The 25283-nt window shown below is 66.2% G+C and carries 22 protein-coding genes; 9 read left to right on the forward strand and 13 right to left on the reverse strand.

Annotation, left to right across the window (positions count from 1 at the left end):
• Positions 1–47: 47 nt before the first annotated feature.
• Positions 48–1169 (forward strand): 3-deoxy-7-phosphoheptulonate synthase, encoded by a 1122-nt coding sequence (locus U5805_RS07500; protein WP_322102815.1) that lies wholly within the window; start codon positions 48–50, stop codon positions 1167–1169.
• A 33-nt stretch (positions 1170–1202) separates the two neighbouring features.
• On the opposite strand, the gene U5805_RS07505 is transcribed toward U5805_RS07500, so the two are convergent.
• The 6 genes from U5805_RS07505 to dbpA form a co-directional block, all read right to left on the reverse strand.
• A complete protein-coding gene (locus tag U5805_RS07505) occupies positions 1203–1841 on the reverse strand; it encodes a DUF2894 domain-containing protein (protein ID WP_322102816.1) in 639 nt (212 codons plus the stop codon).
• On the reverse strand, positions 1834–2484 hold the full coding sequence (locus U5805_RS07510) for an OmpA family protein (protein ID WP_322102817.1): 651 nt from the start codon (positions 2482–2484) through the stop codon (positions 1834–1836). Before U5805_RS07510 ends, U5805_RS07505 begins: the two co-directional genes overlap by 8 nt.
• A complete protein-coding gene (locus U5805_RS07515) occupies positions 2481–5327 on the reverse strand; it encodes a DUF802 domain-containing protein (RefSeq protein WP_322102818.1) in 2847 nt (948 codons plus the stop codon). Before U5805_RS07515 ends, U5805_RS07510 begins: the two co-directional genes overlap by 4 nt.
• 10 nt (positions 5328–5337) lie before the next feature.
• Entirely contained in the window at positions 5338–6159 is an 822-nt protein-coding gene (locus U5805_RS07520) for a DUF3348 domain-containing protein (RefSeq protein WP_322102819.1), read from the reverse strand.
• Between the two features lie 107 nt (positions 6160–6266).
• Positions 6267–6911: a DsbA family oxidoreductase gene (locus tag U5805_RS07525; protein WP_322102820.1), complete on the reverse strand. Its 645-nt coding sequence runs from the start codon at positions 6909–6911 to the stop codon at positions 6267–6269.
• 62 nt (positions 6912–6973) lie between these two features.
• Positions 6974–8377, reverse strand: coding sequence for an ATP-dependent RNA helicase DbpA (gene dbpA, locus U5805_RS07530; RefSeq protein WP_322102821.1), 1404 nt, complete (start codon positions 8375–8377; stop codon positions 6974–6976).
• A gap of 583 nt (positions 8378–8960) precedes the next feature.
• Between dbpA and U5805_RS07535 the strand changes: the two genes are divergently transcribed.
• A complete protein-coding gene (locus U5805_RS07535) occupies positions 8961–10118 on the forward strand; it encodes a porin (RefSeq protein WP_322102822.1) in 1158 nt (385 codons plus the stop codon).
• A gap of 292 nt (positions 10119–10410) precedes the next feature.
• On the opposite strand, the gene U5805_RS07540 is transcribed toward U5805_RS07535, so the two are convergent.
• The 3 genes from U5805_RS07540 to U5805_RS07550 form a co-directional block, all read right to left on the reverse strand.
• Entirely contained in the window at positions 10411–11658 is a 1248-nt protein-coding gene (locus U5805_RS07540) for an MFS transporter (RefSeq protein ID WP_322102823.1), read from the reverse strand.
• A gap of 119 nt (positions 11659–11777) precedes the next feature.
• Positions 11778–12587, reverse strand: a complete 810-nt coding sequence (locus U5805_RS07545) for a siderophore-interacting protein (RefSeq protein WP_322102824.1) — start codon at positions 12585–12587, stop codon at positions 11778–11780.
• Positions 12588–12716: 129 nt separating this feature from the next.
• Positions 12717–13529: a PadR family transcriptional regulator gene (locus U5805_RS07550; RefSeq protein ID WP_322102825.1), complete on the reverse strand. Its 813-nt coding sequence runs from the start codon at positions 13527–13529 to the stop codon at positions 12717–12719.
• A gap of 263 nt (positions 13530–13792) precedes the next feature.
• Between U5805_RS07550 and U5805_RS07555 the strand changes: the two genes are divergently transcribed.
• The gene (locus U5805_RS07555; RefSeq protein ID WP_322102878.1) at positions 13793–14482 is read left to right on the forward strand and encodes an SDR family NAD(P)-dependent oxidoreductase; all 690 of its coding nucleotides are present in this window, start codon (positions 13793–13795) and stop codon (positions 14480–14482) included.
• 59 nt (positions 14483–14541) lie between these two features.
• Here U5805_RS07555 and U5805_RS07560 read toward each other — a convergent pair whose 3' ends face one another.
• A complete protein-coding gene (locus U5805_RS07560) occupies positions 14542–15261 on the reverse strand; it encodes an SDR family oxidoreductase (RefSeq protein ID WP_322102826.1) in 720 nt (239 codons plus the stop codon).
• Between the two features lie 195 nt (positions 15262–15456).
• Between U5805_RS07560 and U5805_RS07565 the strand changes: the two genes are divergently transcribed.
• Together U5805_RS07565 and U5805_RS07570 are read left to right on the forward strand one after the other, a co-directional pair.
• Positions 15457–16026 carry a TetR/AcrR family transcriptional regulator gene (locus tag U5805_RS07565; RefSeq protein WP_322102827.1) on the forward strand — a complete coding sequence of 190 codons (570 nt, stop codon included), beginning with the start codon at positions 15457–15459 and terminating at the stop codon, positions 16024–16026.
• Positions 16027–16279: 253 nt separating this feature from the next.
• Positions 16280–16687, forward strand: a complete 408-nt coding sequence (locus U5805_RS07570; protein ID WP_322102828.1) for a RidA family protein — start codon at positions 16280–16282, stop codon at positions 16685–16687.
• Positions 16688–16763: 76 nt separating this feature from the next.
• Here the strand turns inward: U5805_RS07570 and U5805_RS07575 are convergent, their stop codons facing one another.
• Together U5805_RS07575 and U5805_RS07580 are read right to left on the reverse strand one after the other, a co-directional pair.
• Positions 16764–17687 carry a glutaminase gene (locus tag U5805_RS07575; RefSeq protein WP_322102829.1) on the reverse strand — a complete coding sequence of 308 codons (924 nt, stop codon included), beginning with the start codon at positions 17685–17687 and terminating at the stop codon, positions 16764–16766.
• Positions 17688–17707: 20 nt separating this feature from the next.
• On the reverse strand, positions 17708–19267 hold the full coding sequence (locus U5805_RS07580; RefSeq protein WP_322102830.1) for a DHA2 family efflux MFS transporter permease subunit: 1560 nt from the start codon (positions 19265–19267) through the stop codon (positions 17708–17710).
• A 406-nt stretch (positions 19268–19673) separates the two neighbouring features.
• Here U5805_RS07580 and U5805_RS07585 point away from each other — a divergent pair, with 406 nt between their 5' ends.
• The 3 genes from U5805_RS07585 (at position 19674) to U5805_RS07595 (ending at position 23157) form a co-directional block, all read left to right on the forward strand.
• The gene (locus U5805_RS07585; RefSeq protein WP_322102831.1) at positions 19674–20324 is read left to right on the forward strand and encodes an alpha/beta hydrolase; all 651 of its coding nucleotides are present in this window, start codon (positions 19674–19676) and stop codon (positions 20322–20324) included.
• 348 nt (positions 20325–20672) lie between these two features.
• Positions 20673–21740: a rod shape-determining protein gene (locus U5805_RS07590; RefSeq protein ID WP_322102832.1), complete on the forward strand. Its 1068-nt coding sequence runs from the start codon at positions 20673–20675 to the stop codon at positions 21738–21740.
• 631 nt (positions 21741–22371) lie between these two features.
• Positions 22372–23157, forward strand: coding sequence for an alpha/beta hydrolase (locus U5805_RS07595; protein ID WP_322102879.1), 786 nt, complete (start codon positions 22372–22374; stop codon positions 23155–23157).
• Positions 23158–23243: 86 nt separating this feature from the next.
• On the opposite strand, the gene U5805_RS07600 is transcribed toward U5805_RS07595, so the two are convergent.
• Complete coding sequence (locus U5805_RS07600) at positions 23244–23645, reverse strand: hypothetical protein (protein WP_322102833.1); 402 nt, start codon at positions 23643–23645, stop codon at positions 23244–23246.
• A gap of 326 nt (positions 23646–23971) precedes the next feature.
• Here U5805_RS07600 and gltA point away from each other — a divergent pair, with 326 nt between their 5' ends.
• Positions 23972–25279: a citrate synthase gene (gene gltA, locus U5805_RS07605; protein ID WP_322102834.1), complete on the forward strand. Its 1308-nt coding sequence runs from the start codon at positions 23972–23974 to the stop codon at positions 25277–25279.
• Positions 25280–25283: the final 4 nt, after the last annotated feature.

Here is a 25283-nt window from a genome sequence, read left to right on the forward strand (position 1 = left end):
ATGAAATCTGCATGAGAAGCGCTTTGAATGCTTCGCCGGAGAATAAATTGAGCCGTATCGACAACCCGCAGCACGACCAGGAAGTCGGCGTCGCCGACGCCACCCAGGACACCACCCGCATCGACGACACGCGCATCGGCGCCGTGCGCCCGCTCATCTCGCCCGCGCTGCTGCTCGACGAGCTGCCGGTGCCGCAAGCGACGCAAACGCTCGTGGAAGCGAGCCGCGCCGACATCGCCAACGTGCTCAAGGATCGCGACGATCGACTCGTGGTGGTGGTCGGGCCGTGCTCGATTCACGATCACGACCAGGCCATCGAATACGCAAAGCTGCTCAAGACGAAAGCCGACGCGCTCAAGGACGATCTGCTCGTCGTCATGCGCGTGTACTTCGAGAAGCCGCGCACGACCGTGGGCTGGAAGGGCTATATCAACGATCCGCGCCTGGACGGCAGCTTCCGCATCAACGAGGGGCTGCGCGCCGCGCGCCAACTGCTGCTGGACATCAACGCGCTCGGGCTGCCCACGGCCACTGAATTCCTCGACCTGCTGAGCCCGCAATACATCGCCGATCTCGTGGCGTGGGGCGCGATCGGCGCGCGCACGACCGAGAGCCAGAGCCATCGCCAGCTCGCCTCGGGGCTGTCGTGCCCGATCGGCTTCAAGAACGGCACGGACGGCGGCGTGCAGGTGGCCGCCGACGCCATCGTGGCCGCGCGCGCGAGCCACGCGTTCATGGGCATGACGAAGATGGGCATGGCCGCCATCTTCGAAACGCGCGGCAACGACGACTGCCACGTGATCCTGCGCGGCGGCAAGAGCGGCCCGAACTACGACGCGGCTTCGGTGGCGGCGGCGTGCGCGGCGCTCGCGAAGGCGGGCATGCGCGAACAGGTGATGATCGACTGCTCGCACGCGAACTCGAACAAGGCGCACGAGCGGCAGATCGAAGTGGCGAAGGACATCGGCGCGCAACTGGCGGGCGGCGAGAAACGCATTACCGGCGTGATGATCGAGAGCCATCTCGAAGCGGGCCGGCAGGATCAGAAGCCGGGCGTGCCGCTCAAGCGCGGCGTCTCGATCACGGACGCGTGCATTAGCTGGGCGCAGACCGAGCCGGTGCTGGACGGGCTGGCGCAAGCGGTGAAGGCGCGGCGGAAAGCGGGTTAAGCGGGATAAAAGCGAAGTAAAAGCGGGGCGCTCTCAGCGCCCCTTGCGCCCCTTTTTCGCGCCGCGCGCCGCTTCCTTCGCCGGCGCGCTCGCCGCCGTCGCGCCGTTCAACTGTTCCAGCCACGAAAGCGCGTCCGCATACGCGAGAAAGTGCTGCAAATAGCCCGGCGACACCTCGCGCATCAGCGAGAGCGCGCGATGCACGAGGCTGCTCGAATTGAGCGGCCCGGCGTTTTTCGGCACCTGATCGAGCGACTGGCGCAACTGCGTTTCGGTGCGCACGCGCGACCACGTTTTGCGGAAATACTCCACCAGCTCCGGGTCCGGCTCGTGCCGCACGCGCGACGCGGGTTGCTCGGGCTCCGCGCGCGCGACCGAATCCACGAGCCGGCCCAGCGCCGAACGCCGCGCGCCGATGCGCGCATCGAACGACGCCGCGCGCGCCGTCTGCGTCTCGTTCGCGCGCGCGATGTCGGCGGCGAAAGCGCGCAGCAATTGCGCAAGCCGCGCGTCGAGCAGGCGTCGCGCTTCGCCGGTTTGCGCCGCCGCGCGCCGCTCCATCGCCTCGATCAAGTGAAAGCGCACGGGGTCGAAGCGATCCGCGCCGCGCGCGCGCCAGGCGTCGAGCAGCGCGCGGGCGTTCGCGGCATCGTGGCGCGCGCCGTCATTCACCGTGCTTCTCTCCGCCGACGGTCGGCTGGCGCGGCACCGGCGCGATTTCCACGCGGCGGTTCTTCGCGCGGCCCGCGTCGTCGGCGTTGGAACTGATCGGCTGTTCGGAGCCGAACGCCGCCGCGAACACCGACGACTTGGGCACGCCGGCGTCGATGAACGCGCGCGTGACCGTGAGCGCGCGCTCGGCGGAAAGCTCCCAGTTGTCGGCGAAACGTTTGTTGCCCGCGTGAACCTGCTGATCGTCGGCGAAACCGCTCACCATCAGGATTTCGTCGCGGCTCTTGAGATACGCGGCGAGCGGCCCGGCGAGGCTGCGCAGCAATTCGCGGCCTTGCGGCTGCAATTGGTCGGAATTGAGCGCGAACAGCACGCTGCCCGCAATGCCGATACGCCCGTTCACGAGCGTCACGCGCCCCGCGGCGAGCGGTCCGGCCAGCGCCTGTTCGAGCGTCTTGCGGCGCTCGGTTTCGGCTTTGCGCTCCTTCACTTCCTTCGCGAGCCGGCTCGACACCTCCAGTTGCATGCCGATCACGCCGACGAGAATCAGCATGAACGCGCCGAGCAGCACCGACATCAAGTCGGCGAACGCGGGCCAAACGGGCGCGGCCGGCGCGGCGCCGCCGTCGAGATCGTCGTTCATGCCGTTTCGGCTCCCGTCGAGGCGCGCTGGCCGGCAAGCTGCTGCAAGTTCTCGACGATCTGCTTTTGCGACAGCATGCTCAAGTCGATCACTTCGCGCGCCTGCGCGACGTAGTACGCGAGCTGGTCGTCGCTGCGTGCGAGCGACTTGTCGAGCGCGGCCTCGATGCGCTCCAGGTGCGCGACGAGCTTGTCGTTCGACTCGCCGAACACGCCGACGGCCGCGCCGAACGCGTCACCGAGGCTCGCGACTTCCACGGCGCTGCCCGTGACCTGCGCGGCAATCGCGCCGAGCTTGCCGGTTTGGTTTTCCACGGTGGCGCTGAACTGGCCGCCCACGCGTTCGAGCAATGCCGCCGAGGTCGACACGAGCCCGTCCACGGCCGCGCGCTGTTCGGTGGCGGCGCGGTTCACGGCGTCGAGCAGCGTTTCGAGCGTGGCGAGCAGGCGGCTGCGCTCCTCGAGCATCGCGGTGTCGCGCACCATGCTGTCGGAGAGCTTCTGGCGCAGTTCGGCGACCACTTCGGCGGCGGCTTGCGGCGCGACAGACGCGGCCTGCACGAGACGCTCGATTTCGGCGATGGTGTCGTGCGCGTGCTGCTTCGACTGCGCGACGATGCCGTTCGCGGCCTGTGCGAGCGCGGCGCAAATGTCCTGCTGACGCTGCTGCGTCGCGGCGCTCGTGGCTTCCCACTCGTGGCGCAAGGTCGCGGCGATCTCGGCGAGCGACTTCGACCACGCGTCGAGGCGCTCGCGGTCGCGCTCGGCGATTTCGTGGTGCAGATTCGCGGCGGCCTTGGGCGCTTGCGCGGCGGCGTCCACGAGGCGGTCGATTTCGGCGAGCGTTTTCGTCGAATGCTGTTCCGACTGCGCGGCGATGCCGCTGGCGGTTTGCGCGAGCGTGGCGTGCGTCGCGGCCATTTCGGCGCGCAGCGTCGCGGCGAGTTCGGCCAGCGCGGCGGTCCACGCGGTGAAGCGCTCGCGGTCGCGCTCGGCGATTTCGTGGTGCAGATTCGCGGCGGCCTTGGGCGCTTGCGCGGCGGCGTCCACGAGACGGTCGATCTCGGCGAGCGTTTTCGTCGAATGCTGTTCCGATTGCGCGGCGATGTCGCTGGCCGTTTGCGCGAGCGTGGCGCTCACCGCCTGCTGATGCTGCGCGGCGGCGGCGCTCGTCGTTGCCCATTCGGTGCGCAGCGTCGCGGCCATTTCGGCGAGCGATTTCGTCCACGCTTCAAGGCGGTCGCGGTCGCGCTCGGCGATTTCGTGGTGCAGATTCGCGGCGGCCTTGGGCGCTTGCGCGGCGGCGTCCACCAGACGGTCGATTTCGCCGATCGTTTTCGCGGCGTGCTGCTGCGATTGCTCGGTGATTTCGCGCGCGGTCTGGGCCAGCGTCGCGCAAATCTCGCGCTGATGCTGCGCGGAGGCGGCGGTCGTCGTTTCCCAATCGGCGCGCAGCGCGGCGCTCATCGCCGCAAGCGCCTCGGCCCAGCTTGCGAGCCGCGCCTCGTCGCGCGCGGCGAGCGTGGTTTGCAAGTCGGCGTGCGAGGCGTCCACGGCGCGCAGCAGCGACGCCGCGTGCTGCTCGAACGTCGCGGCGGCCGCGCCCAGCGCCTGCTGCTGATCGGCGGCGAGTTTCGCGCCGGTGCTTTCCTGTTGCGCGAGCGCCGCTTGCCATGCCTGCGACACGTTTTGCGCCGCCGTTTCGAAACGTGCCGATACGCCGTCGAGCAAGCCCGCCGAGCGCGCCTCGAAGCTCGCGTTGAAACGCTCCAGCGCGCCGCCCAGATTGGCCGCGAGCGCGTCGCTGGTTTCGCGATGCCGGGCGAGCGCGCGGTTCCAGTTATCGGCGACGTTCGCTGCCGACGCCTCGAAGCCGCGCGTCACGCCGTCCAGATGCGTTTGCACCGCGTTCGCGAGCGTGCCGTGCAGCGCGGCGGATTCGCTCGCGAGACCGGCCATCGTCGCCTCCATCACGGGTCGCAGCGCGGCGCCGGCGGCGCGCGCGCTTTCGGCGGCGCTGTCCTTGAGCGATTCGCCCACGGAAGCCGCGAGGCGGCTCCACGCGGCTTCGGCGCTCACGGCAAATGCCTGCTGGCTCGCCAACTGCTGTTCGTGCTGCGAGGCGCTCTGGCGCTCGATCAGCGTCATCAGCGCCTCGAGCTTCGCGGTGAGCGCGGGCAGCGCGTCGGCCTGGCGCTGCATCAGCTTGAACGATTCGTCGCGTCGATGCGCGGGCGAGAACGCGCGCAGCGTCGTGGCGATCTTCACGTCGAGCTGTTGCGCGGCTGCGATGCGCTCGCGCCGCACGAGCGCCGAAAGCAGCCCGAGCATCGCCGAGGTGGCCACGCCCGCGATCGACGTGCCGAACGCGAAGCGCAGGCCGTTGAGCGGCGCGGCCAGCGAGGCGCGTATGGCGTCGAGATCGGTGGCGCTTTCGAGCGCCGAGCCGGTGCCCTTGAGCGTCACGACCATGCCGAGCAGCGTGCCGAGCATGCCGAGCAGCACCAGCAGGCCGGTCAGATAGGGCGCGAGCGCGGGGCCGGGCAGGGCGGCGCGCTCGCCTTCGATGCGCGCGCGCACCGGATTGCGCAGGGCGGCGGGCAGCGTGTCGAGCCAGCCCGCGAGGCGCGCGGGCGCGGCGCCCAGTTGCGCGAGCGCGCCGCCGAGCGCGGCCGTGTCCTGCCGATAGCGATGCAGTTCCCACGCGCCCGCGACATAGCACGCGCCGATCAGCAGCGTGACGGCGAACGCGAGCGCATTCGAGCCCAGATAACCGGCGCCGATCCAGCAAACGGCTGCGAGACCAGCGGCAAAAACGACAAGATCAAGGCGAAATCGGGACATGGCAATTGATTTAGCTGGTGCGAAGGGCGGCAAGCAGCCCTTCAACCGGTTGAAACCGAATTTCGAGTTCGGCGAGCAGCACGCTCTGCATATCCTTGCGGAAACCCGCGAGCCATGCGTGCGGCGCGGCGGCTTTGCCGGGGGCGGCGTTGTCGGCGGCGGCGGAACCGGCGGTATCGGCGGAACCGGCGTTATCGGCCACATTGCCCGCGCCGGCCGCATCGGCCACATCGGCTGAATCCGCGGTTTGCGCGCGCAAACGCTCGAAGTGTGCGCCGAGCAGCGCCGGAATGCCGGCCAGCAGCCGCTGTTCGCGCGCGGCCAGCGCCTGTTCCATCACGGCGTCGACGGTGGCGAGATGCGCGAGCTTCGGTGCGCGGGCCGCGAGTGCCGAGCGCAGGCGCGCGCGCAACGCGCCGATATCGGACTCCATCGCCTGTTGCAGGGCCAGATAGCGCTGACGAAACTCGGCGTAATCGGGCGCGGCATCCGCTTGCGGGTCGGCGGGCGCGGCAGCCACGGTGCGCCGGTCGCGGCCGTCGCGGCGCGCGGGCGCGTCCTCGCCCTGGATCGAGCGCGTGAGCGCCGCGCGCAAGCGCGTGACTTCGGCCTGCTCGACGCTTGCGCCCACGCGCGCCGCTCCCGCGCGAGCGGGCGGCACCTGCACCGAAAGCGCCGTGGAAAGCGCGATGGCGTCGGTCCAGCCGAGCCACTGGCTCAGATGGTCGGAAAGCGATTGCCGCGACTCGACGACTTCGGCGTTGCCGAAACCGGCGAGCAAGCGGACGAGCGTCGGGCCGCTCAAGGCTGTGCGCTGCGAGGCGAGCACCATTCCACCCAGGCAAAAACCCGCTAGTTTACACGCCCGCGCCCGCTCGCCCGCCATCGGCCGTTGCGGCGCGCTTTCGCCGCGCGCTGCAACGACCGCCTACCGCCTTGTCAGGCTTCGCCCGCAAGAATCTGCTCGATGGCTTTCTCGAAGCTTTCGGGCGGCTGGCCGCCGCTCAGCAGGTACTGATCGTTGAAGATGATGGCGGGCACCGACTGAATGCCCGACTCCTGCGATTCGCGCTCCTCGGTGCGCACTTCGTCGGCGTACTGGCCGCTTTCGAGCACCGCGCGGGCACGGTCGGCGTCCAGACCCACGGACTGCGCCGCCGCGACCAGCACCGCCGGGTCGCTCGTGTCGCGGCCTTCGCCGTGATATGCGCGCAGCAGCGCGAGCTTGAGCGGCACCTGCTTGCCTTCTAGCCCGGCCCAATGAATCAGCCGATGCGCGTCGAAGGTGTTGTAGATGCGCTCGCGCGTGCCGAACGTAAAGCCGACGCTGGCGCCGCGCTCGGCGATCATCGCCTGGGCTTGCGCGATCTGCTCGGGCGTGCGGCCGTATTTCTTGCTCAGATAGTCGACGACCGATTCGCCGCCTGGCGCCATGTCCGGGTTCAGTTCGAACGGATGCAGCGCGATGCTGGCGTCGACGCGATCGCCGAGCCGCTCCAGTGCGATCAGCAGCGAAGAAAGGCCGACCGCGCACCACGGGCACGCGACGTCGGAGACGAAATCGATTTTGAGCGCTTGTTTCATGGCGTTCCTGCTGATAATGGCTGGTTATCGGATTGGCTGTCGGGCGCGAGGCTTCGCGGCGCTCAGAATTCCTCGTCCATGAGGCGCGCTTTCACCTTCTTGCCCTTGACCTTGCCCGCATTGAGCTTGCGCACGGCGTCGCGCGCGACGCTGCGCTCCACGGCCACGTAAGTCGAAAAATCCGTCACGTTGATCTTGCCGATCTGCGCGCCGCTGAAGCCCGCTTCGCCCGTGAGCGCGCCGAGCACGTCGCCGGGGCGGATCTTTTCCTTGCGGCCGCCCAGAATCTGCACGGTTTCCATCGGCGGCAGCAGCGGTTCCTTGCTCGCGGGCTGGAGTTCGGAGACGGGACGCCATTCGACTTCGCGCTTGAGCGCCTGTTCGATGCCGCCCACGCGGCCCATTTCGTCCATCGTCGAAAGACTCAGCGCCCAGCCGTCCTGATCGGCGCGGCCCGTGCGGCCGATGCGGTGTACGTAGACTTCCGGGTCGGGCGTGACGTCGACGTTGATCACGGCTTCGAGCTGCGCGATGTCGAGACCGCGCGCGGCCACGTCGGTGGCCACGAGCACGGAGCAACTGCGGTTCGCGAACTGGATCAGCACTTGATCGCGTTCGCGCTGGTCGAGTTCGCCGTGCAGCGCGAGCGCGTGAAAGCCCTGCGCGCGCAGCACGTCGAGCAGGTCGCGGCATTGCTGCTTGGTGTTGCAGAACGCAAGCGCGCTGGTCGGGCGATAGTGATTGAGCAGCATGCCGACGGTGTGCAGGCGGTCGTTCTCGCTCACTTCATAGAAGCGCTGGCGAATCTTGCTGTCGTCGTGATGCTCCTCGAGTTTCACTTCTTTCGGATTGCGAAGGAATTGCTGGCTCAGTTTCGCGATGCCTTCAGGATAGGTCGCCGAGAACAGCAGCGTTTGCCGTTCCTTCGGGCATTGTCGCGCCACCGTGGCGATGTCGTCGAAAAAGCCCATGTCGAGCATGCGGTCCGCTTCGTCGAGCACGAGCGTGTTGAGCGCGCCGAGCGCGAGATTGCCGCGTTCGAGGTGATCCATGATGCGGCCCGGCGTGCCCACGACGATATGCGCGCCGTGTTCGAGGCTCGCGGCCTGCGGGCGCATGGGCGTGCCGCCGCACAGCGTGAGCACCTTGACGTTTTCTTCGGCTCGCGCGAGGCGGCGAATTTCCTGCGTGACCTGATCGGCGAGTTCGCGCGTGGGGCAGAGAATCATCGCCTGCACGTCCTGGCGGCGCGCGTCGAGGCGCGCGAGCAGCGCGAGCGAGAACGCGGCGGTCTTGCCGCTGCCGGTCTTGGCCTGCGCAATGAGGTCGTGGCCCGCGAACGCGATCGGCAGGCTCGCGGCCTGGATGGGCGTCATGTCGACGTAACCGAGACGGGTGAGATTCTCAAGCGTGGCGGGCGCGAGCGGCAAGGCGCTGAAAGGCGTGGGAGTGGCTGTGTTCGTCATGTGAGGCTCGCCGGTTGCACGACGGCGGCGTGGCCGGCGCGCGATCGTGGCGTGGATGAGGTGCGCCGCAAGTCGAGGCGCGCAAGCCGTGATTTTAACGGATGCCGTGCCCGTGCCGCCGCGCGCGTGCCCGCGTACCACGGCGCAGCCGCTTCCATTCCTGCTTCTATTCCTGCCTCTATTCCCGCTTCTACTTCATTAATCGCGATGCGGAAATAATCGGACTCCGATATTTCCGATTAACGTTTGGTAATTAAATTTATTGAACTTTTCGACGTTTCGCTTTGCGTAATTCGTCGATTCGAATTACGCAATAATCGAATTTCTCGTGTTGCGGATTGGCGTGGCGGGATTGCGACAACTCTTTTCAAGGTTTTAAAGCGGTTACGAAGAATTTCCGTTTAAAAACATTTATTTATCGTCCGATATTCGAATATTTCCAGATTTCGCAAATATCTGTTACAGCGCCGGATGACGCGAATTAAAGGTGTCGACACGTAGACTTCGCTCGAGATTGCCGGAGCGGCCCCATTAGGCGGAGCTGCTTCAGCGCGGTCCGAAAGTCAAAAGGAAAGTCAAGGTCATGAAGAAAACTCTGATTATCGCGGGTGTCATGGGCGCATTCGCTGCAACGGCGGCGCACGCGCAAAGCAGCGTTACGCTCTACGGTTCGCTCGATGCGGGCATCGTCTACGCGAACAATGCGGGCGGCCACTCCACATGGAACCAGGGCAGCGGCGCGCTCTCCGATACGTACTTCGGCCTGAAGGGCAGCGAGGACCTGGGCGGCGGTCTGCATGCGATCTTCACGTTGGAAAACGGCTTCAACCTGAACAACGGCAAGCAAACCGAGAGCGGTTCGATGTTCAACCGTCAGGCGTACGTCGGTCTGCAAAGCGACAAGTACGGCACGCTGACGCTGGGCCGCCAATATGACTCGATGGTCGACTACCTTTCGCCGTTGTCGGAATCGGGTTCGGGCTACGGCAATAACCTCGCCGCTCATCCGTTCGACAACGACAACCTCGACCACTCGTTCTCGATCAAGAACGCCGTGAAGTACCAGAGCGCGAACTATCAAGGCTTCAAGTTCGGCGGCCTGTACGGCTTCAGTAACGACGCCGGCCAGTTCGCGAACAACCGCGCATGGAGCGTTGGCGCTTCGTATGGCAACGGCCCGCTGAACGTCGCGGCCGCTTACCTCCAGATGAACAACACGCGCACGGGCAACACGAACGGCGCGAACTCGGCGGGCGCGGACAACAACTTCAATCTCTCGGCTGAAACGCAACGCACGCTCGGCGCAGGCGTGAACTACAACTACGGCCCGGCGACGGTCGGCTTCGTGTGGACGCACACGCAGTACGAAAACCTGATCGCCGGCGGCCAGAACGGCAACACGTTCACAATCCCGACCGGCACGAACCTCCACATGGACAACTTCGAGCTGAACGGCCGCTACGCGCTGACGCCGGCTCTGGCGCTCGACGCGTCGTACACGTTCACGGACGGCAAGCTGAAGGGTTCGAACGGTTCGGGCGATCCGAAGTGGCACACGGTTTCGCTGCAAGCCGATTACTCGCTCTCGAAGCGCACCGACGTGTACGTCGAAGGCGTGTACCAGCACGCCTCGGGCGAGCTTGGCGATGCGGGCGCGAATGTCGCGATGATCAACACGCTTTCGCCGTCGACCACGCAGAACCAGGTCGCCGCGACGGTGGGTCTGCGTCACCGCTTCTAAGCAGCGCGACCGATATGCGCTTCGTCTTGATCGGTCTTGATCGGTCTTGATCGGTCTTGATCGAAGCGCATGGCCATGACGAAGCGAAGGGAAGCCGATCGGCCGGTCGGGTTCCTCGCTTCGCCGGCTTTGATCCGAAGCACAACCGGTTAGCCGGGCGGCGCGCGCTCACGAGGCGCGCGCCGCCCGGCTAACCGTTTTTTTTCGCCGCGCTTTTGCGCATGGATTGCCGATACATCGCTGATACCTTCGCCATCGCGCTTTCGATGCTTTCGTCGGCGAAAACCCGCTCTCAGGACTCGGCGGCGGCCGGCAACGGCGAGGCGGGCGTATCCGCCACCGCGCCGCGCACCTGCGTGACCCATAGCACCGTCACGCACGTGAGCGCCGCCGCGATCCAGCCGTTCTGGCCGAAGCCCGCGATCGTGCCGTTCGCGCCGTTCGACAGCAGCAAGCCGCCGAACCACGCGCCGATGCCGGTGCCGAGCGCCTGCACCGCGCTGTTGGCGCTCAGGAAGGCGCCGCGCCGGGCGGGCTCGGGAATGGTCGTGAGCAGCGCCTGGAGCGGCACCATGCGGCTCGACGTGCTGATCATGAACACGCCGAAGAACGCCACGAGCCCGAGGAACGGCAGCGTGGGCAAGTGCGTGACGATGAGCGTGGGCCCGAGCGACGCCAGCGCCATCGCGCCGAACACGCGGTGCTTGCCGTAGCGGTCCGCGAGACGGCCGACCGCGCGCGCGGTGAGGAAGGTCGAGGCGCCGCCCGCCATGTAGAGCCACGAAATCTGCTGCGGCGCGATGTGGTGATTCGCGACGAGCATCGGCGAGATGAACGGAATCACCATCATGTGCGCGGTCATCATCGTGAACGTCAGCCCGAACGCTTTCATATGACGCGGCAGCGTGAGCAGTTGCCACAAGCGCGGCACGATCTCCGCGAGCGGCGTGCGCTGTTCGAGATGCCCGGCGAGCGACGGCACGACGCGCGAGCCCGCGAGCCAGATGGCCGCCGAAAGCGCGACCAGCAGCAGGAACGGCGTGCTCCAGCCGAAATGCGCGCCCAGCATCACGCCGGCGGGCACGCCCGCGATGGCGGCGATGGAGAACGCCGTCATGATCGTGCCCGTGGCGGCGCCGCGCCGCGCGACCGGAATCACGTCGCTGACGATGGCCATCACGATGGAGCCGAGCACGCCGCCCGTGAGGCCCGCGAACGCGCGCGCCGCGAGCAGCATGTGGAAATTCGGCGCGAGCGCGCACGCGAGATTCGAAAGCGCGAACAGCGCATACGCGACTTGCAGCAGGCGGCGCCGGTCGAAGCGATCAATATAGGTAGCCGCAAGGAGTCCTGACAAACCCGAGCAGAGCGAATACGCCGATACGGCCGTCGCGAACGCCGCGGGCGTGATCGCGAATGCGTGCATGATTTGCGGGCCGAGCGGCATCATCACCATGAAGTCCATGATGACGGTGAACTGCGTGAGCGCAAGCAGCCAGAGCAGCGTGCGTTCGCGCAGCGGAGTGAGAACGTGGGTCATGGGCGGGCGGCGAGCCGAGTCAAAAGACGAAAGGCGAAAGGCGAGGCGCCGGGGCGCGGCCTCGCGACTTCGCGGCCTCGCGGCCGCGTGCGCGTTGCGTTAGCTTCGCGTGACGATCGTCAGTCGTCGATGGTTTCGTGCGCCGCCTGCGCGCCGCGCCGCCAGTACGCCGAAGCGCGGACGCGCTTCTTGTCCACGCCGCGCTCGTTGCACAGATGAGCGCGCACGGCGCGTATCGACGAAGCTTCGCCCGCCGCCCAGACGTAGCCTTCGCCGGGCGGCAGCCAGACTTGCGAGACGGCGTCGGCGAGCGGTTGCTCGCCCTCGCTTTCGTCGCGATAAACCCAGACGGCGTAGAGGTCGGCTTCGGTCGGCAGTGCGATGCGGGCCGCGCGATTCGCGACTTCGACCACCACGGCCACGCGCGCGCCGGCGGGCAGTTCCGCGAGGCGGCGGGCGATGGCGGGCAGCGCGGTTTCGTCGCCGATCAGCAGATGCCAGTCGAATTCGCTGGGAATGACCAACGAGCCGCGCGGGCCGCCCACGCCGAGATACTGGCCGGGCCGCGCCTGCGCCGCCCACGCCGTGGCGGGACCGGCTTCGTGCAGCGCGAATTCGAGGTCGAGTTCGTTGGCTTCGGGGTCGTAGCGGCGCGGCGTGTAATCGCGCGCGGCGGGGCGCGCGACGCCTTCGGGGAACACGATGCCGTCGGGGCCGAGGCTCGGCAGTATGGGTTTTTCGGCGCCTTCCTCGGGGAAAAACACCTTCACGTGATCGTCGAACGACGCCGACACGAAATCGCTGAGATCGCCCGTGAGCGTCACGCGCACGAGCGCGGGCGAAACGGGCGCGACGCGCGCCACGCGCAACAAGCGGAATTTCAGCGGATGACGCACGCGGACGACTTCGAGTTGGGACGGATTCGGCATGAATGGCTCCATTGTCGGGTGGCGCGGCGCGCATGCACCGCGTGTGGATAAGGGGAAGAACGGCGCGGCGGCCCGGCTCGATCTGGCCCGCTCCGGTTCGACGTGAGCGGGCCTGCCGTTCGCCCGGCCTCAGGCGCCGCCGTTCTCGATTTCCTGCGTGGCGCGCGCGAGGATCGCCGCGATACGGCGCTGCTCCTCGGGCGAGACGTCGGAGCGGCGCAGCAGCGCTTGCTTGAGCGCGCGGCGCGCCTCGATCAGTTCGCGCACCCAGCCGCTCGCGTCAGAGACGTCCTCGCCCGCGAGCGCGCGCCGCATCACGTCCATCTTGCGGCCGAAATGCGTGAGCTTCGCGAGGATGAGGTCGGCGCGCTCGCGGTTTTCGCCGAGATGCGTGCGGCCTTCGGGCGACAGTTCGTAGCGCTTGCGGTTGCCTTCGAGCGTCACGCTCACATAGCCCAGTTCTTCCAGATACGTAAGCGCCGGATAAACCATGCCGGGGCTCGGGCTGTAAAAGCCGTTCGAGCGCGCGTCGAGCGCCTTGATCAGCTCGTATCCGTGGCTCGGACGGTCGGCGAGCAGCACGAGCAGCATGAGTTGCAGGTCTTCGGACGTGAACTTGCGGCCGCGACCGAAACCGTCGCCGTCGCCGAAACCTCCGAAGCCGCCGCCGCCGCCGAAATTGCCGAAGCCGCCGGGGCCGAAGCCTTCGCCGAAATGGCCGCCGGAGCCGTCGCCGCCGCGATGACGGCCCATGGCGTGACGCAGCGCGTGAAAGGCGTGATGCGCGGCGTGGCGGCCGGCGCGCCGCTCGGCATGGAGGCGATGGAAAGCGGCGGCGAAAAGTTCGCGCGGGTCGCGTGGATGGCGGCTTTCGGGGCCTTCGCAGGTTTCGCGGTCCTCGCCGCCGTGGCGGCCGAAATGGCGGTGATGGTGGTGGCGCATGGGGCCTCCTTGTCTACGAGTGTCTTAAGATGTGTCTTAAGATATATATCGTAAGAGCGTTTGTCAAAGAAAATTTTGGGGCAGCCGGACGCGACGGCCGTCCCGCGGGCGTCGGCGGCGGTGCGAAACTCCGCACTGCCTATTCATGACCTTATGTCATTACGACGATGATATTCATGCTCTCGACTCACTCTCAGCGGGATGCTTCAATCGTTGAAAAGCCGGCCCGCGACGGGTTCGGCACTTTGGACAGGAGAGTGAAGATGGGCACGAAGAAAACGGTTTTGATCGTTGGCGCATCCCGAGGTTTGGGATTGGCGCTTGCCGAGGAATACTGCGAAAGAGGCTGGCAGGTGATCGCCACGTCGCGCGGCCGCTCGCCGGGTTTGCAGCGGCTTGGCGAACGTTATGCCGAAGCGCTCGAAGTCGAAACGGCGGACGTGATCGACCTCGATTCGGTGAAGCAACTGCATGCGCGCCTGAACGGCCGCAGGTTCGACGTGTTGTTCGTCAATGCCGGCATTTGCAAGGCAAACGAACTTACTCCGCTCCACGTCGAGGAGAAAGACTTCCTCGACATGATGCTCACGAATGCACTGAGCCCCATGCGCGTGATCGAACTCTTTCACGGCTCGGTGGCCGGAGACGGCGTGATTGCGGTGATGTCGTCGGAGATCGGCAGCATTGGCAACTGCCGGGGATTCTGGGAACTTTATAGCTCCAGCAAGGCCGCGTTAAACCTGCTGATGGCGGCATTCGCGGCGCGCAACAATGACGATACGCGGGCGCTGTTGCTGGTGGCGCCGGGCTGGGTTCGCACCGAAATGGGCGGCTCGGCGGCGGCGCTCGAAATTTCCGAAAGCATTCCGCACGTCGTCGACAGGGTGGCGGACAACGCGGGCAAGCCGGGACTGCGTTTCATCGACCGCCACGGGCACAGTCTCCCCTGGTAATTCACGGCACGGCGTTGCGCCATCGTGCGCGCCACGCCGTGCGGGCATGGGCGCCTCTCTTAATCGCCGAGTTGCATGGCGGCTTCCAGCTTTCGGCCATCGGTTGCCCAAAGTTGTTCGATTTGCAATGCCATGGGATCGGGAAAAATCGAGGTTCGGCCCTCTTCGAGACCTCGAACGATTTGGGCCGCCGCGTGTTCCGGCGCGGTCTTGTCCAGCGGAATGCCCTTGGCCAGATCCGTGTCGATTGGGCCGGGATAGATGCCCACGACGCTAATGCCCGATTTCGCCAACGTGCCGCGAAGCGCCTGCGTGAGCGACTGCAACGCGGCTTTCGAGGCCGAATAACCGGCCAGCACGGGAACCGGCGCGAGGCCCACGATGCTGACCACGTTGGCGATGATGCCGGAACCGCGGCTGACGAAAGAAGGCGTAAACGCCCGAATCACGCGGAGCGTGCCGTAGTAGTTGGTATTCATGTCGGCCTCGATCGCCTCCTGCGTGCTGCCGAGCCAGTCGCCGAACGCCATGGTTCCCGCATTGTTCAGCAACACGTCGACATCCTTGGCCGTAGCGGCGGCCTGCTTGACGGAAGCGTCGCTGGTCACGTCCAGTTGAAGCGGCACCACGCGTGCATCCCCGAAGTCCGGCAGGGATTCCAGAACGCGCGCGCCGGCATGGATGCGGGTAACGCCGTGCTTCAGCAGTTCCCGAACGGTTGCCGCGCCAATGCCGCGGTTGGCGCCGGTAATCAGCACGGTTTTGTTTGCGAGGGACATCGTCGTTTCTCCACGAGAGGGATACATCGCCAGGCCGGCGGGTGAGATCTAATTAGATGTTAAACGAAATCTAAAATCAAGAATTTTTTCGGCTCCGATGTTTGCCGCGACGAGTGCGGCGACCCGCAAGCAGGATTTCGATTAACATCTATTCGTGAAAGGAACTCGGGAGACGCCGCGAGGCGGCGCGAAGGCATGAGGAAATCAAAGCAGGAAACTGCCGAAACCCGGCAACGCATCGTCGAGGCGGCTTCCACGGAATTCCGCCGCAACGGCATTGACGCAACGGGGCTGGCGGATTTGATGGCGGCGGCGGGACTGACGCATGGCGGCTTTTACAAGCACTTCGAGTCGAAGGAGCAAGTTTTCGGGGAGTCGCTCGCGCTTGCAATCGATTCGATGGTGGAATCCATGGAGCGCACGGCGTCGCGAGGCAAGCGAGGGCTCGATACCGTCATCAAGGACTATCTTTCCCACGAATTCCGCGACAACGTGGAGTCGGGATGCCCATTGGTCGCGCTGGGAAGCGATCTCGCGCGAAGCAGCGACGAAGTGAGAGAGATCACCACGGCGGGCTTTCTCAAGATGGTGTCCGTCATCGCCGGCCGGCTGGATGACTTGCCGCCGGACGCTGCAAGAAATAACGCGCTCGTGATGCTGTCGACGATGATCGGCGCCGTCACGATGGCGAGAATTGTGTCGGACCCCGCGCTTTCGAAGGCCATTTTGCAGCAGGCGCGCAAGCATCTGACGCAGCGGGTTTGAGCCTTACCGTTCAAAGCGCAGGGTTGCGCCCGCGCGCTTTGCCTCCAGTTCGCTATCTCTACTTTCGCTATTTCATGCCATCTACACAGTCATTGCCCGAATCAAAACAAGACGCGTTGAATGCGGCGTCGCAAAGTCCGGGCGATAGCCCGTCCATGCGAGTCGCCGTGCCGCCCGAAAGCACGGGAGGCATCTTGCGACGGATGCTGTCGAACGGCCCGGCCGCGGGCTTCGTTTCGGTGAAGGCGTGACCATGGCCGACCGCGAACGAATCGTACCCACGGCGATGCAGGGTCTCGTGGAGCGTGCCGGTTACGTGCCGGCGGTGAAAGTGGGCGCCACCGTGTATTGCGCGGGGCAAGTGGGCCGCACGGCCGACCTCGAAGTGATCGCCGATCCCGAAGCGCAATTTATTGCATGCTGGGAGAATCTGCGCATCGTGCTGGAAGCGGCCGGATGCACTTTCGATGACGTCGTGGACATGACGACGTACCACGTACACATGAGTGCGCATATGCCGGTGTTTCGTGCAGTAAAGAACCGCCTCTTTCCGCGCGGGACTTGCGCGTGGACGGCCATCGGCGTGGCCGAACTCGCGCATCCGGGGCTGCTGGTGGAAATCAAATGCGTGGCGGTGCAGCGGAGCGCGGCGGGCGGCTAGAACGGCCGTTTCGTCGAATGCGAACACGGAGACAGCCGCGCTGCACCGGTACATCGGCGCCGGCCGAAATCGGGCTTCAAAAAATCGACCGCCCCGTGCGCGTCGTCAGCCACTCCAGCGCCAATTGTCCGACGAGCGAATTGCCTGTGGCGTCCAGCCCCGGCGACCACACGCACACCGCGAACTCGCCGGGCAGCACCGCCACGATGCCGCCGCCCACGCCGCTTTTCGCGGGCAATCCCACGCGATAAACAAAATCGCCGGCCGCGTCGTAGGTGCCGCAGGTGAGCATCAACGCGGAAAGGCGTTTGGCCGAACTCGCGTCGACCACGGGCTCGCCGCTCGCGGGCGATACGCCGCCGTTGGCGAGAAAGAGCGCGGCGCGCGCGAGTTCCACGCAATTCATCGCTATTGCGCATTGGCGGCAATACGCGTCGATCACCGTATCGGCGGGCATTTCGAGGTTGCCGAAGCTTGCCATGAAATGCGCCATCGCACGGTTGCGCGCGGCGTGCGCGAGTTCCGATTGCGCGACGCGCATGTCGTAGTCGATATCGGCCGCGCCCGTGAGCCGCCGCACGAATTCCACGAGCGCGGTTTCGGCGCGCACGAAGCGGCGGCAGAGCACGTCGGCGACGACGATCGCGCCCGCGTTGATGAACGGATTACGCGGCTTGCCCGCTTCGAATTCGAGCTGAACGAGCGAATTGAACGCGTTGCCCGAGGGTTCGCGGCCCACGCGGTCCCACAACGCGTCGCCGAGCAACTGGAACGCGAGCGTACACGCGAACAGCTTGGAAATGCTCTGGATCGAGAAGCGCACGTCGGCGTCGCCGGTGCGGTACACGTTGCCGTCGACGGTCACGATCGCCATGCCGAAGTGCGCGGCGGGCACTTTCGCCAGTTCGGGAATGTAGTCGGCCACGCGCCCGCTGCCGAGATGAGGGCGCAGGTCGTGGTGGATTTCGTCGAGTATCGCGGCGTAATTCGTGATCGTCATCGGGTCGGCCAGGCACTGAATCAATGCGCGCCCGCCGCGCCGCCGCCGCCGCCGCGCGTCGACTTGGTGATCCAGATGAGCGGAATGATCGCGAGAAAGATGATCGCCGAAATATAGAAGATGTCGTTCAGGCCCATCATCGCGGCTTGCGTCGACAACTGGAAATCGAACAGCGCGCGCGAGGAAGGCTCGCTCAAATGCAGCAGCGTTTGCGTTTGCGAGATCGCGGCGTTGAACGTCGGGTTGTCGACCGAAGCCTGCTCGGTGAGCCGCGCGTGATGCAGGATCGTGCGATTGTTCCAGGCGTTGGTCGCGATGGAGGTGCCCACGGCGCCGCAGAACACGCGCACGAAGTTCGAGAGGCCCGCGGCCGCCGGCACGCGTTGCGGCGGCTGGCCCGCGAGAATGATCGCGGTGAGCGGCACGAAGAACAGCGCCATCGGCACGCCTTGAAGCAGCGTGGGCAGCACGAGATGGAACGTGTCGATTTCGATCACGTACTTCGAGCGCATGTAGAACACCACCGCGAACAGAACGAACGCAACGGTCGCGATGATGCGCGCGTCCGAGCGCGGCAGAATGCGGCCGACCACGGGCGAAAGCAGCATCGCGAAGATGCCGAGCGGCGCGGTCACGAAGCCCGCGTCGACGGAGCGGTAGTTCAGATACTCCTGCATCCACTGCGGCAACAGCACGAGATTGCCGAAGAACACGCCATAGGCCACGGAAATCGCGATCGTGCCGCCGAGAAAGTTTCGTTGTCCGAACAACCTCAGGTCGACGATCGGATGTTCCTCGGTGAGTTCCCACACGAGGAAGAACGCGAAGCTGATGAGCGCCACGATGCCGAGCGCGACGATCACGGGCGAGTTGAACCAGTCGAGATCCTTGCCCTTGTCGAGCAGGATTTGCAGCGACGCGACCCACGCGACCAGCAGCCCGAGACCCACGATGTCGATAGGCGGCTTGCGCGTGGCGGATTCGCGCGTGCGATAGATCGTCCACGTGATGAAGCCCGCGAACAGGCCCACGGGAATGTTGATGTAGAAGATCCACGACCAGTTGTAGCTGTCGGTGATCCAGCCGCCGAGCGCCGGGCCCGCGATCGGGCCGACGGTCGTCGTCATGGCCCAGAAGGCGAGTGCGGTGGCGGATTTGTCCTTGGGCCACGAGCCGAGCAGAATGGCTTGCGAGAGCGGGATCAGCGGCCCGGCCACGGCGCCTTGCAGCACGCGCGCGACGAGCAGGATGGGCAGCGTGGGCGCGATGCCGCACAGCCACGAGGCCAGCACGAACGAAAGAATCGAGGCGACGAACAGGCGCACCTGGCCGAAGCGCTGCGTGAGCCAGCCGGTGAGCGGGATCGACACCGCGTTGGCCGCCGCGAACACGGTGATGACCCACGTGCCTTCGTCGACGGACACGCCCAGGTCGCCGGAGATCGTGGGGATGGCGACGTTTGCAATCGACGTGTCGAGCACGTTCATGAAGGTCGCGAGCGCGACGGCAACGGTGGCGAGGATCAGGCGGCCGCCTTCGAGCGGCGGGGGCGGCGCGGGCGTGGCTGCGGGTTGGTTCAAGCGTGTTCTCCGCTGATTCGGTTGCGTGCTGCGGGCAGAATGGCGATAGTTCCGTCGGCGGAACCTGACAGCGGCAAAGCATACCTGTAATCGCCGCGAGCCATCGCCTGTAGGGGAAGCATCCCCACGCGGTTCGCGGGTTTTGGCTTGCGATTGGCTTTCGCAAGGGCGATGGCGAGCCGCGCGTCGGCGTCCGCGCGGCTCGCGTATGCTGGCGGCGGGCGCGCGCGAGGCGGATTTCGGTGGCCGGGCTTCAGCGCGCGGCGTTCGGCGTCGGGTTTTGCGTCGGGTTTGGCGTCGAGGTCGACGTCGGATTTGGCGTCGAGGTCGGCGTCGGGTTTGGCGCACTCCGCGCCTTTTGCCGCATCACGCGCACACGATGATTCACCGCAGGGGAGGCTCGATCATGAGTTGGGAACCGTTCGAAGGAGGCTGGCGTCTGGCGCCCGCCGATGGCGCCGCGCGAGCGCTCGTCGTGCTGCTGCACGGCGTGGGCAGCAACGCGCGCGATTTGATGCCGCTCGCCGACGCGTGGCGCGACGCGCTGCCCGGCGTCGCGTTCGTTTCGCTCGACGGCAGTGAGCCGTTCGACGGCGGCTTTGGCGGACGCCAGTGGTTCAGCCTGCGCGACCTCAACGAGACGAATCGCGAGGCGCGCACCTCGGCCGCGGCGCGGACCTTCGAGCGCCGCCTCGACGCCGAACTCGCGCTTTGGGGCATCGGGCACGCGGCGCTCGCGCTGGTCGGGTTCTCGCAAGGCACGATCATGTCGCTCTATCACGTGGCCACGCAGGACGCGGGCGCGGCGGCCGTGATCGGCTATTCGGGGCGGCTCGTCACGCCCGTGGTCGCGAAAAGCCGCACGGCGATCACGCTCGTCCACGGCGAGGACGACGAGGTGATTCCCGTGCTCGAAACCGAGCGCGCGGCCGCCGCGTTCAGCGACGCCGGTTTTGCCGTCACGGCCTACGCGTTGCCCGAAGTCGGCCACACGATCACGCCGCAAGGCGCGATGCTCGGCCGCGACGCGCTCGTTCGGGCGCTCGTGCGCGCATAGGACGCGAACAGGGCGCGAACAGGGTGCGCATAGGGTGCACGGGCGGCGCGTCGGCGTTGCGCGTGCCGTATCGGCGTCGATTCAGGCGCTGATTCGACAGATGAATTTCCGCCGATGCACCGCGTTGCGCGTGCGGGGCGCTCCGCATAGCCGTTTATTTTTGGCAGAGCTAAAGTTTGCGCCGGTCGCGGCCGTAAACCCGGGTGTCGCTGCGGCCATGTGGGCCGCGAGGCCCGTTTCGACCGGCGCACGGGGTCGTCCGCAAAGCACGGACGCGCGCCTTCGGCACGCCTTCACGGCGGGCGCTTCGCCCGCCGGGGCGCTCACACCGCACGCACGAAGACCAATATGGCCCGAGCCAAGCCGCACTCATTCTTCTCCAAACGGCTGTCCCGTCAGGACGTGGCGCTCGATCTCGGCACGGCCAACACCCTCATGTTCACCGCCGCTCAAGGCATCGTGCTCGACGAGCCGTCCGTGGTCTGCTTCGACCGCCGCGCGGGTGCGGGCGACGCCAAAGCCAAGGCGACGGTGGCCGCCGTGGGCCGCGAGGCGAAGGAACTGCTCGGCCGCACGCCCGCCAATCTCGAAACCGTGCGACCGCTCGCGCATGGCGTGATCGCCGATTTTTCCGCCGCCGAGCACATGATGCGGCGCTTCGCGGCGATGGCGCGGCCGCGTTCGCGGTTCGGCCGCCGTTCGGCCTTCACCGTGTGCGTGCCCGAGGGCGCCACGCGCGTCGAGCGCCGCGCGATCCGCGAGGCGGCCTTCGCGGCGGGCGCGGCGCGCGTGAGCTTTATCGGCGAATCGCTGGCTTCGGCGCTGGGCGCGGGCTTGCCCGTGGATGCGGCGACCGGTTCGATGGTCGTCGATATCGGCGGCGGCACGACGGAAGTGGGCATCGTCGCATTGGGCGGCGTGGTGTGCAGCGGCTCGGTGCGCGTGGGCGGCGACGAATTCGACCGCGCCATCGTCAATTACGTCCGCACGCTCTATGACGTCGTGCTCGGCGATCAGACGGCCGAGCACGTCAAGAAAACGATCGGCAGCGCGCTGCACGGCGAACCCGTCGGCCGCGCGCGCGCCACGGGCCGCAGTCTTGCCGACGGCTTGCCGCGCACCATCGAAATCACCAGCGAGGATATCGCCGATGCGCTGGCCGCGCCGTTGCGCGCGGTGATCGGCGTGGTGCGGCGGGTGATCGAGACGGCGCCGCCCGAACTCGTCACCGACATCGCCGGCAACGGCATCGTGCTGACGGGCGGCGGCGCGCTGCTCGGCCGCCTCGATCAGCGCCTCGCCGCCGAACTGGGCGTGGCGGTGCGCGTGGCCGACGAGCCGCTCACCTGCGCCGTGCGCGGCGCGGGCGCGGCGGCGGCATTCGCGGGCGAGCACGGTTTCCAGGCCGGCGAATAACGGCGCACGGGGCGTGATCGCGGCGCGAATGCCGCCGCGCGACGCAGCGTGCTTCGACGACAAGCGCGCGAGGCGCGGCGCTGTTGCGTCGTAAGTATTTCGAACGGTGGCGAAGAATGTTGCGGGCGCTTCGCCGTATGCCGTGGCACCTCGCCGGCACGTTGCCGAAAGTCGCACGCGAACGGATCGTGAGCAGGCCGCAAGCAGGCCGCAAGCACGCGGCAGGTGCGCTCTGCGGCGCGGGGCGCGTGCCGGGCGCGCCCGTTGTGCGTGCGAAAAGACGCGCCGGTGCATGGCACGCCCGTCGAAAGCGCTTCGCAACACTTTGCAATCGTATTGCCGCAGCCGCAGCCGCGACCGCGACCGCGCCGCCGGCGCACTCGGGTCCGTCACTGCGGGAAAACCCGCACACGCAACGTCACGACGTGGGACAATACGCCTCTTTACCGGCGCGCGCTGCCGTGCGTGAACGTCGTTTCGCCCGCGAAGCAGAGGCCGACGCCCATGCGCTCGCGAATGAACCGTCGCAGCCGCCGCGCGCCGCCGACCTGCCGTTTCCATTTTTTTCGCCGTGAATCCAGCCGATTTCCCGGCCCCCGGCACGTTCGTCGAACTGCCGGGCGGCCTGCCCATGCCTTATGTCGAACGAGGCGAGGGCGAGCTTCTACTTTTCGTCCACGGCTCGCTGTGCGACTACCGCTACTGGCAACCGCAGCTTGCCGGACTCGCGCGGCATTACCGCTGCGTTTCCGTGAGCCTTTCGCACTATTGGCCCGCGGGCGACATCGCCAACGAGACGCCGTTTAGCTGGAGCCGTCACGCGGACGAGATCGCGCATTGCATCGACGCGCTCGGCGCCGGTCCCGCGCACGTGATCGGCCATTCGCGCGGCGGCGCGGTGGCGTTCCAGTTCGCGCGCCGTTATCGCGATCACCTTCGCACGCTCACGCTCGCCGATCCGGGCGGTCCCGTGCAGCAGCCGGGGCAGGCGCTCGCGGCTCTGCCCGAAACCGTCAACGCGCTGCGCGCTCGCGCCGTGGCGCTGATCGCGGCGGGCGAGGTGGACGCGGGCCTCGAACTATTCGTCGATTCCGTGAGCCGGCCCGGCTTCTGGGCCAGGAGCACCCACGCGTTCCGCCGCATGGCCACCGACAACGCGCACACGCTCGGGCCGCAATTTCACGATCCGCTGCCCGCGTTCACGCGCGAAGCCGCCGCCGAAGTGCATTGCCCCGTGCTGCTGATCGACGGCCAGTTGAGCCCCGAGGTGTTCCATCGCGCGGTGGCCGCGCTCGAAGCCTGGCTGCCGGACGCGCGCCACGCCACGGTGGCGAGCGCCTCGCACGGCATGAACCTCGCGCGTCCAGCCGCGTTCAACGAACTGATCGACGGATTCGTGAGCGGCTTCGCCCGATAGTTTGGAATCCGTAATAAATGCGGCGAATAAAAAAGCGGCCGAATTGGCCGCTTTTTTACGTCGAACGCAGTCGCATTGTGTCGCGCTCAGTCGCGGCCATGCGCGTGCGCGTCGAGCTTGAGTTCGGCGGCTTCGCCGACCAGACCCGCGTAATACAGATGCACGCCGATCGCCAGCGAATCGTTGCGGATTTCGTGGAACGCTTTCCACGCCTTCACCGGGTCCTTGAAAACGAGGTAGTGCGCTTCCTGCGAAACGAGGCGCGCCACCTGGTTCAGACCGTGGTTTTGCAGCTTGCTTACGAGTGCGTCGAGGCTGCGGTGCGTGCGCGCGTCGGTGCGCGGATACAGCATGTGCAGCACGGCGACGCGCTCCGTGGCAAGCGCCGCCGACAGGGCAACCACGATGTCCTGGTGATTGAGCGCCGTAACGACGGCGCCCTCCGCGAGTTCGTCTTCTGCGAACAGGGTGTCGATCGAAATGTTCATCTGCCCATCCTTACGTTTTGCTTTAAGCGCGTGTGGCAAGAATTACCGCCCTGCGATCTGGGAACGCATCGCATGGCAGTCAGTATGGCAGAGTCAAAGCGTCGCATGTTGCATTGCACTAGCAAAATATTGTTGCAGGAAGTCGTATTAAGGCGGCTGAAAGCTAGTTAGTGTTGCGGTGTAAAAGAGGCATTGTTGCGAATTGCGCTATCAATGAATGCAGGGCAGCGCCGTAGAATGCGGCATGCGGTCGCAGCGGGCCGAGTACCGGAAGCGGTTTTGCGGCGCTGCGATTTTTTGCGAAGTGACAGCAAAAAGGACACAACATGATCGATTCGAAGACACACGCCACGCTCACGATTCCCGGTCAGGCGGAAGGCGTTCAGTTGCCGGTCTACAAGGGCACGATGGGCCCGGACGTGATCGACATCCGCAAGCTGTATGGCCAGACCGGCATGTTCACCTACGACCCCGGCTTCATGTCGACGGCGGCGTGCAACTCGGCGATCACCTATATCGACGGCGACAAGGGCGAACTGCTCTATCGCGGCTATCCGATCGACAACCTCGCGCAGAACGCCGACTTCCTCGAAAGCTGCTACCTGCTGCTCAAGGGCGAACTGCCCACGCAGGCGCAGAAAGACGAATTCGTCGCGATGGTCACGAACCACACGATGGTTCATGAGCAGATGCACTTTTTCTTCCGGGGGTTCCGGCGTGACGCGCATCCGATGGCGATTCTGGTGGCGGCGGTGGGCGCGTTGTCCGCGTTCTATCACGACTCGCTCGACATCAATAACCCGCAGCATCGCGAAGTGTCGGCGATCCGCATGATCGCCAAGCTGCCGACGCTCGTGGCCATGGCGTACAAGTACACGATCGGCCAGCCGTTCGTGTATCCGCGCAACGATCTCTCGTACAGCGCGAACTTCATGCAGATGATGTTCTCCACGCCGAGCGAGGAATACGAGGTCAACGACGTGCTGGTGCGCGCGCTCGACCGCATCCTGATCCTGCACGCCGACCACGAGCAGAACGCGTCCACTTCCACGGTGCGTCTCGCGGGTTCGTCGGGTGCGAATCCGTTCGCGTGCATCGCGGCCGGCATCGCGTGCCTGTGGGGTCCGGCGCACGGCGGCGCGAACGAAGCCGCGTTGAATATGCTCGAAGAGATCGGCTCGGTCGATAACATTCCGAAGTTCATCGAGCAGGTGAAGGACAGGAACTCGGGCGTGAAGCTAATGGGCTTCGGCCACCGCGTGTACAAGAACTACGACCCGCGCGCGAAGCTCATGCGCGAAACCTGCTACGAAGTCCTGAACGAACTGGGCCTGCACGACGACCCGCTGTTCAAGCTCGCCATGGCGCTCGAAAAGATCGCGCTCGAAGACGAATATTTCGTGTCGCGCAAGTTGTATCCGAACGTCGACTTCTACTCGGGCATCGTGCAGCGCGCGCTCGGCATTCCGACCGCGATGTTCACCTGCATCTTCGCGATGGCGCGCACGGTAGGCTGGATCGCGCAGTGGAACGAAATGATCGCCGACCCCGAGCAGAAGATCGGTCGCCCGCGTCAGTTGTTCATCGGCGATACGCCGCGCGAGGCCAAGCCCATCGCGCAACGGGCCGCGTAACGTC

Source organism: Paraburkholderia sp. J41 (genome assembly GCF_905220235.1).
GTDB lineage: Bacteria > Pseudomonadota > Gammaproteobacteria > Burkholderiales > Burkholderiaceae > Paraburkholderia.

What these genes read in the sequence shown, in the direction of transcription:
- U5805_RS07510 (WP_322102817.1), bottom strand. Translation starts at nt 2,484, where the DNA reads ATGAACGACGATCTCGACGGCGGCGCCGCGCCGGCCGCGCCCGTTTGG.
- U5805_RS07515 (WP_322102818.1), bottom strand. Translation starts at nt 5,327, where the DNA reads ATGTCCCGATTTCGCCTTGATCTTGTCGTTTTTGCCGCTGGTCTCGCA.
- U5805_RS07520 (WP_322102819.1), bottom strand. Translation starts at nt 6,159, where the DNA reads ATGGTGCTCGCCTCGCAGCGCACAGCCTTGAGCGGCCCGACGCTCGTC.
- U5805_RS07525 (WP_322102820.1), bottom strand. Translation starts at nt 6,911, where the DNA reads ATGAAACAAGCGCTCAAAATCGATTTCGTCTCCGACGTCGCGTGCCCG.
- dbpA (WP_322102821.1), bottom strand. Translation starts at nt 8,377, where the DNA reads ATGACGAACACAGCCACTCCCACGCCTTTCAGCGCCTTGCCGCTCGCG.
- U5805_RS07535 (WP_322102822.1), top strand. Translation starts at nt 8,961, where the DNA reads ATGAAGAAAACTCTGATTATCGCGGGTGTCATGGGCGCATTCGCTGCA.
- U5805_RS07540 (WP_322102823.1), bottom strand. Translation starts at nt 11,658, where the DNA reads ATGACCCACGTTCTCACTCCGCTGCGCGAACGCACGCTGCTCTGGCTG.
- U5805_RS07545 (WP_322102824.1), bottom strand. Translation starts at nt 12,587, where the DNA reads ATGCCGAATCCGTCCCAACTCGAAGTCGTCCGCGTGCGTCATCCGCTG.
- U5805_RS07550 (WP_322102825.1), bottom strand. Translation starts at nt 13,529, where the DNA reads ATGCGCCACCACCATCACCGCCATTTCGGCCGCCACGGCGGCGAGGAC.
- U5805_RS07555 (WP_322102878.1), top strand. Translation starts at nt 13,793, where the DNA reads ATGGGCACGAAGAAAACGGTTTTGATCGTTGGCGCATCCCGAGGTTTG.
- U5805_RS07560 (WP_322102826.1), bottom strand. Translation starts at nt 15,261, where the DNA reads ATGTCCCTCGCAAACAAAACCGTGCTGATTACCGGCGCCAACCGCGGC.
- U5805_RS07565 (WP_322102827.1), top strand. Translation starts at nt 15,457, where the DNA reads ATGAGGAAATCAAAGCAGGAAACTGCCGAAACCCGGCAACGCATCGTC.
- U5805_RS07570 (WP_322102828.1), top strand. Translation starts at nt 16,280, where the DNA reads ATGGCCGACCGCGAACGAATCGTACCCACGGCGATGCAGGGTCTCGTG.
- U5805_RS07575 (WP_322102829.1), bottom strand. Translation starts at nt 17,687, where the DNA reads ATGACGATCACGAATTACGCCGCGATACTCGACGAAATCCACCACGAC.
- U5805_RS07585 (WP_322102831.1), top strand. Translation starts at nt 19,674, where the DNA reads ATGAGTTGGGAACCGTTCGAAGGAGGCTGGCGTCTGGCGCCCGCCGAT.
- U5805_RS07590 (WP_322102832.1), top strand. Translation starts at nt 20,673, where the DNA reads ATGGCCCGAGCCAAGCCGCACTCATTCTTCTCCAAACGGCTGTCCCGT.
- U5805_RS07595 (WP_322102879.1), top strand. Translation starts at nt 22,372, where the DNA reads ATGCCTTATGTCGAACGAGGCGAGGGCGAGCTTCTACTTTTCGTCCAC.
- U5805_RS07600 (WP_322102833.1), bottom strand. Translation starts at nt 23,645, where the DNA reads ATGAACATTTCGATCGACACCCTGTTCGCAGAAGACGAACTCGCGGAG.
- gltA (WP_322102834.1), top strand. Translation starts at nt 23,972, where the DNA reads ATGATCGATTCGAAGACACACGCCACGCTCACGATTCCCGGTCAGGCG.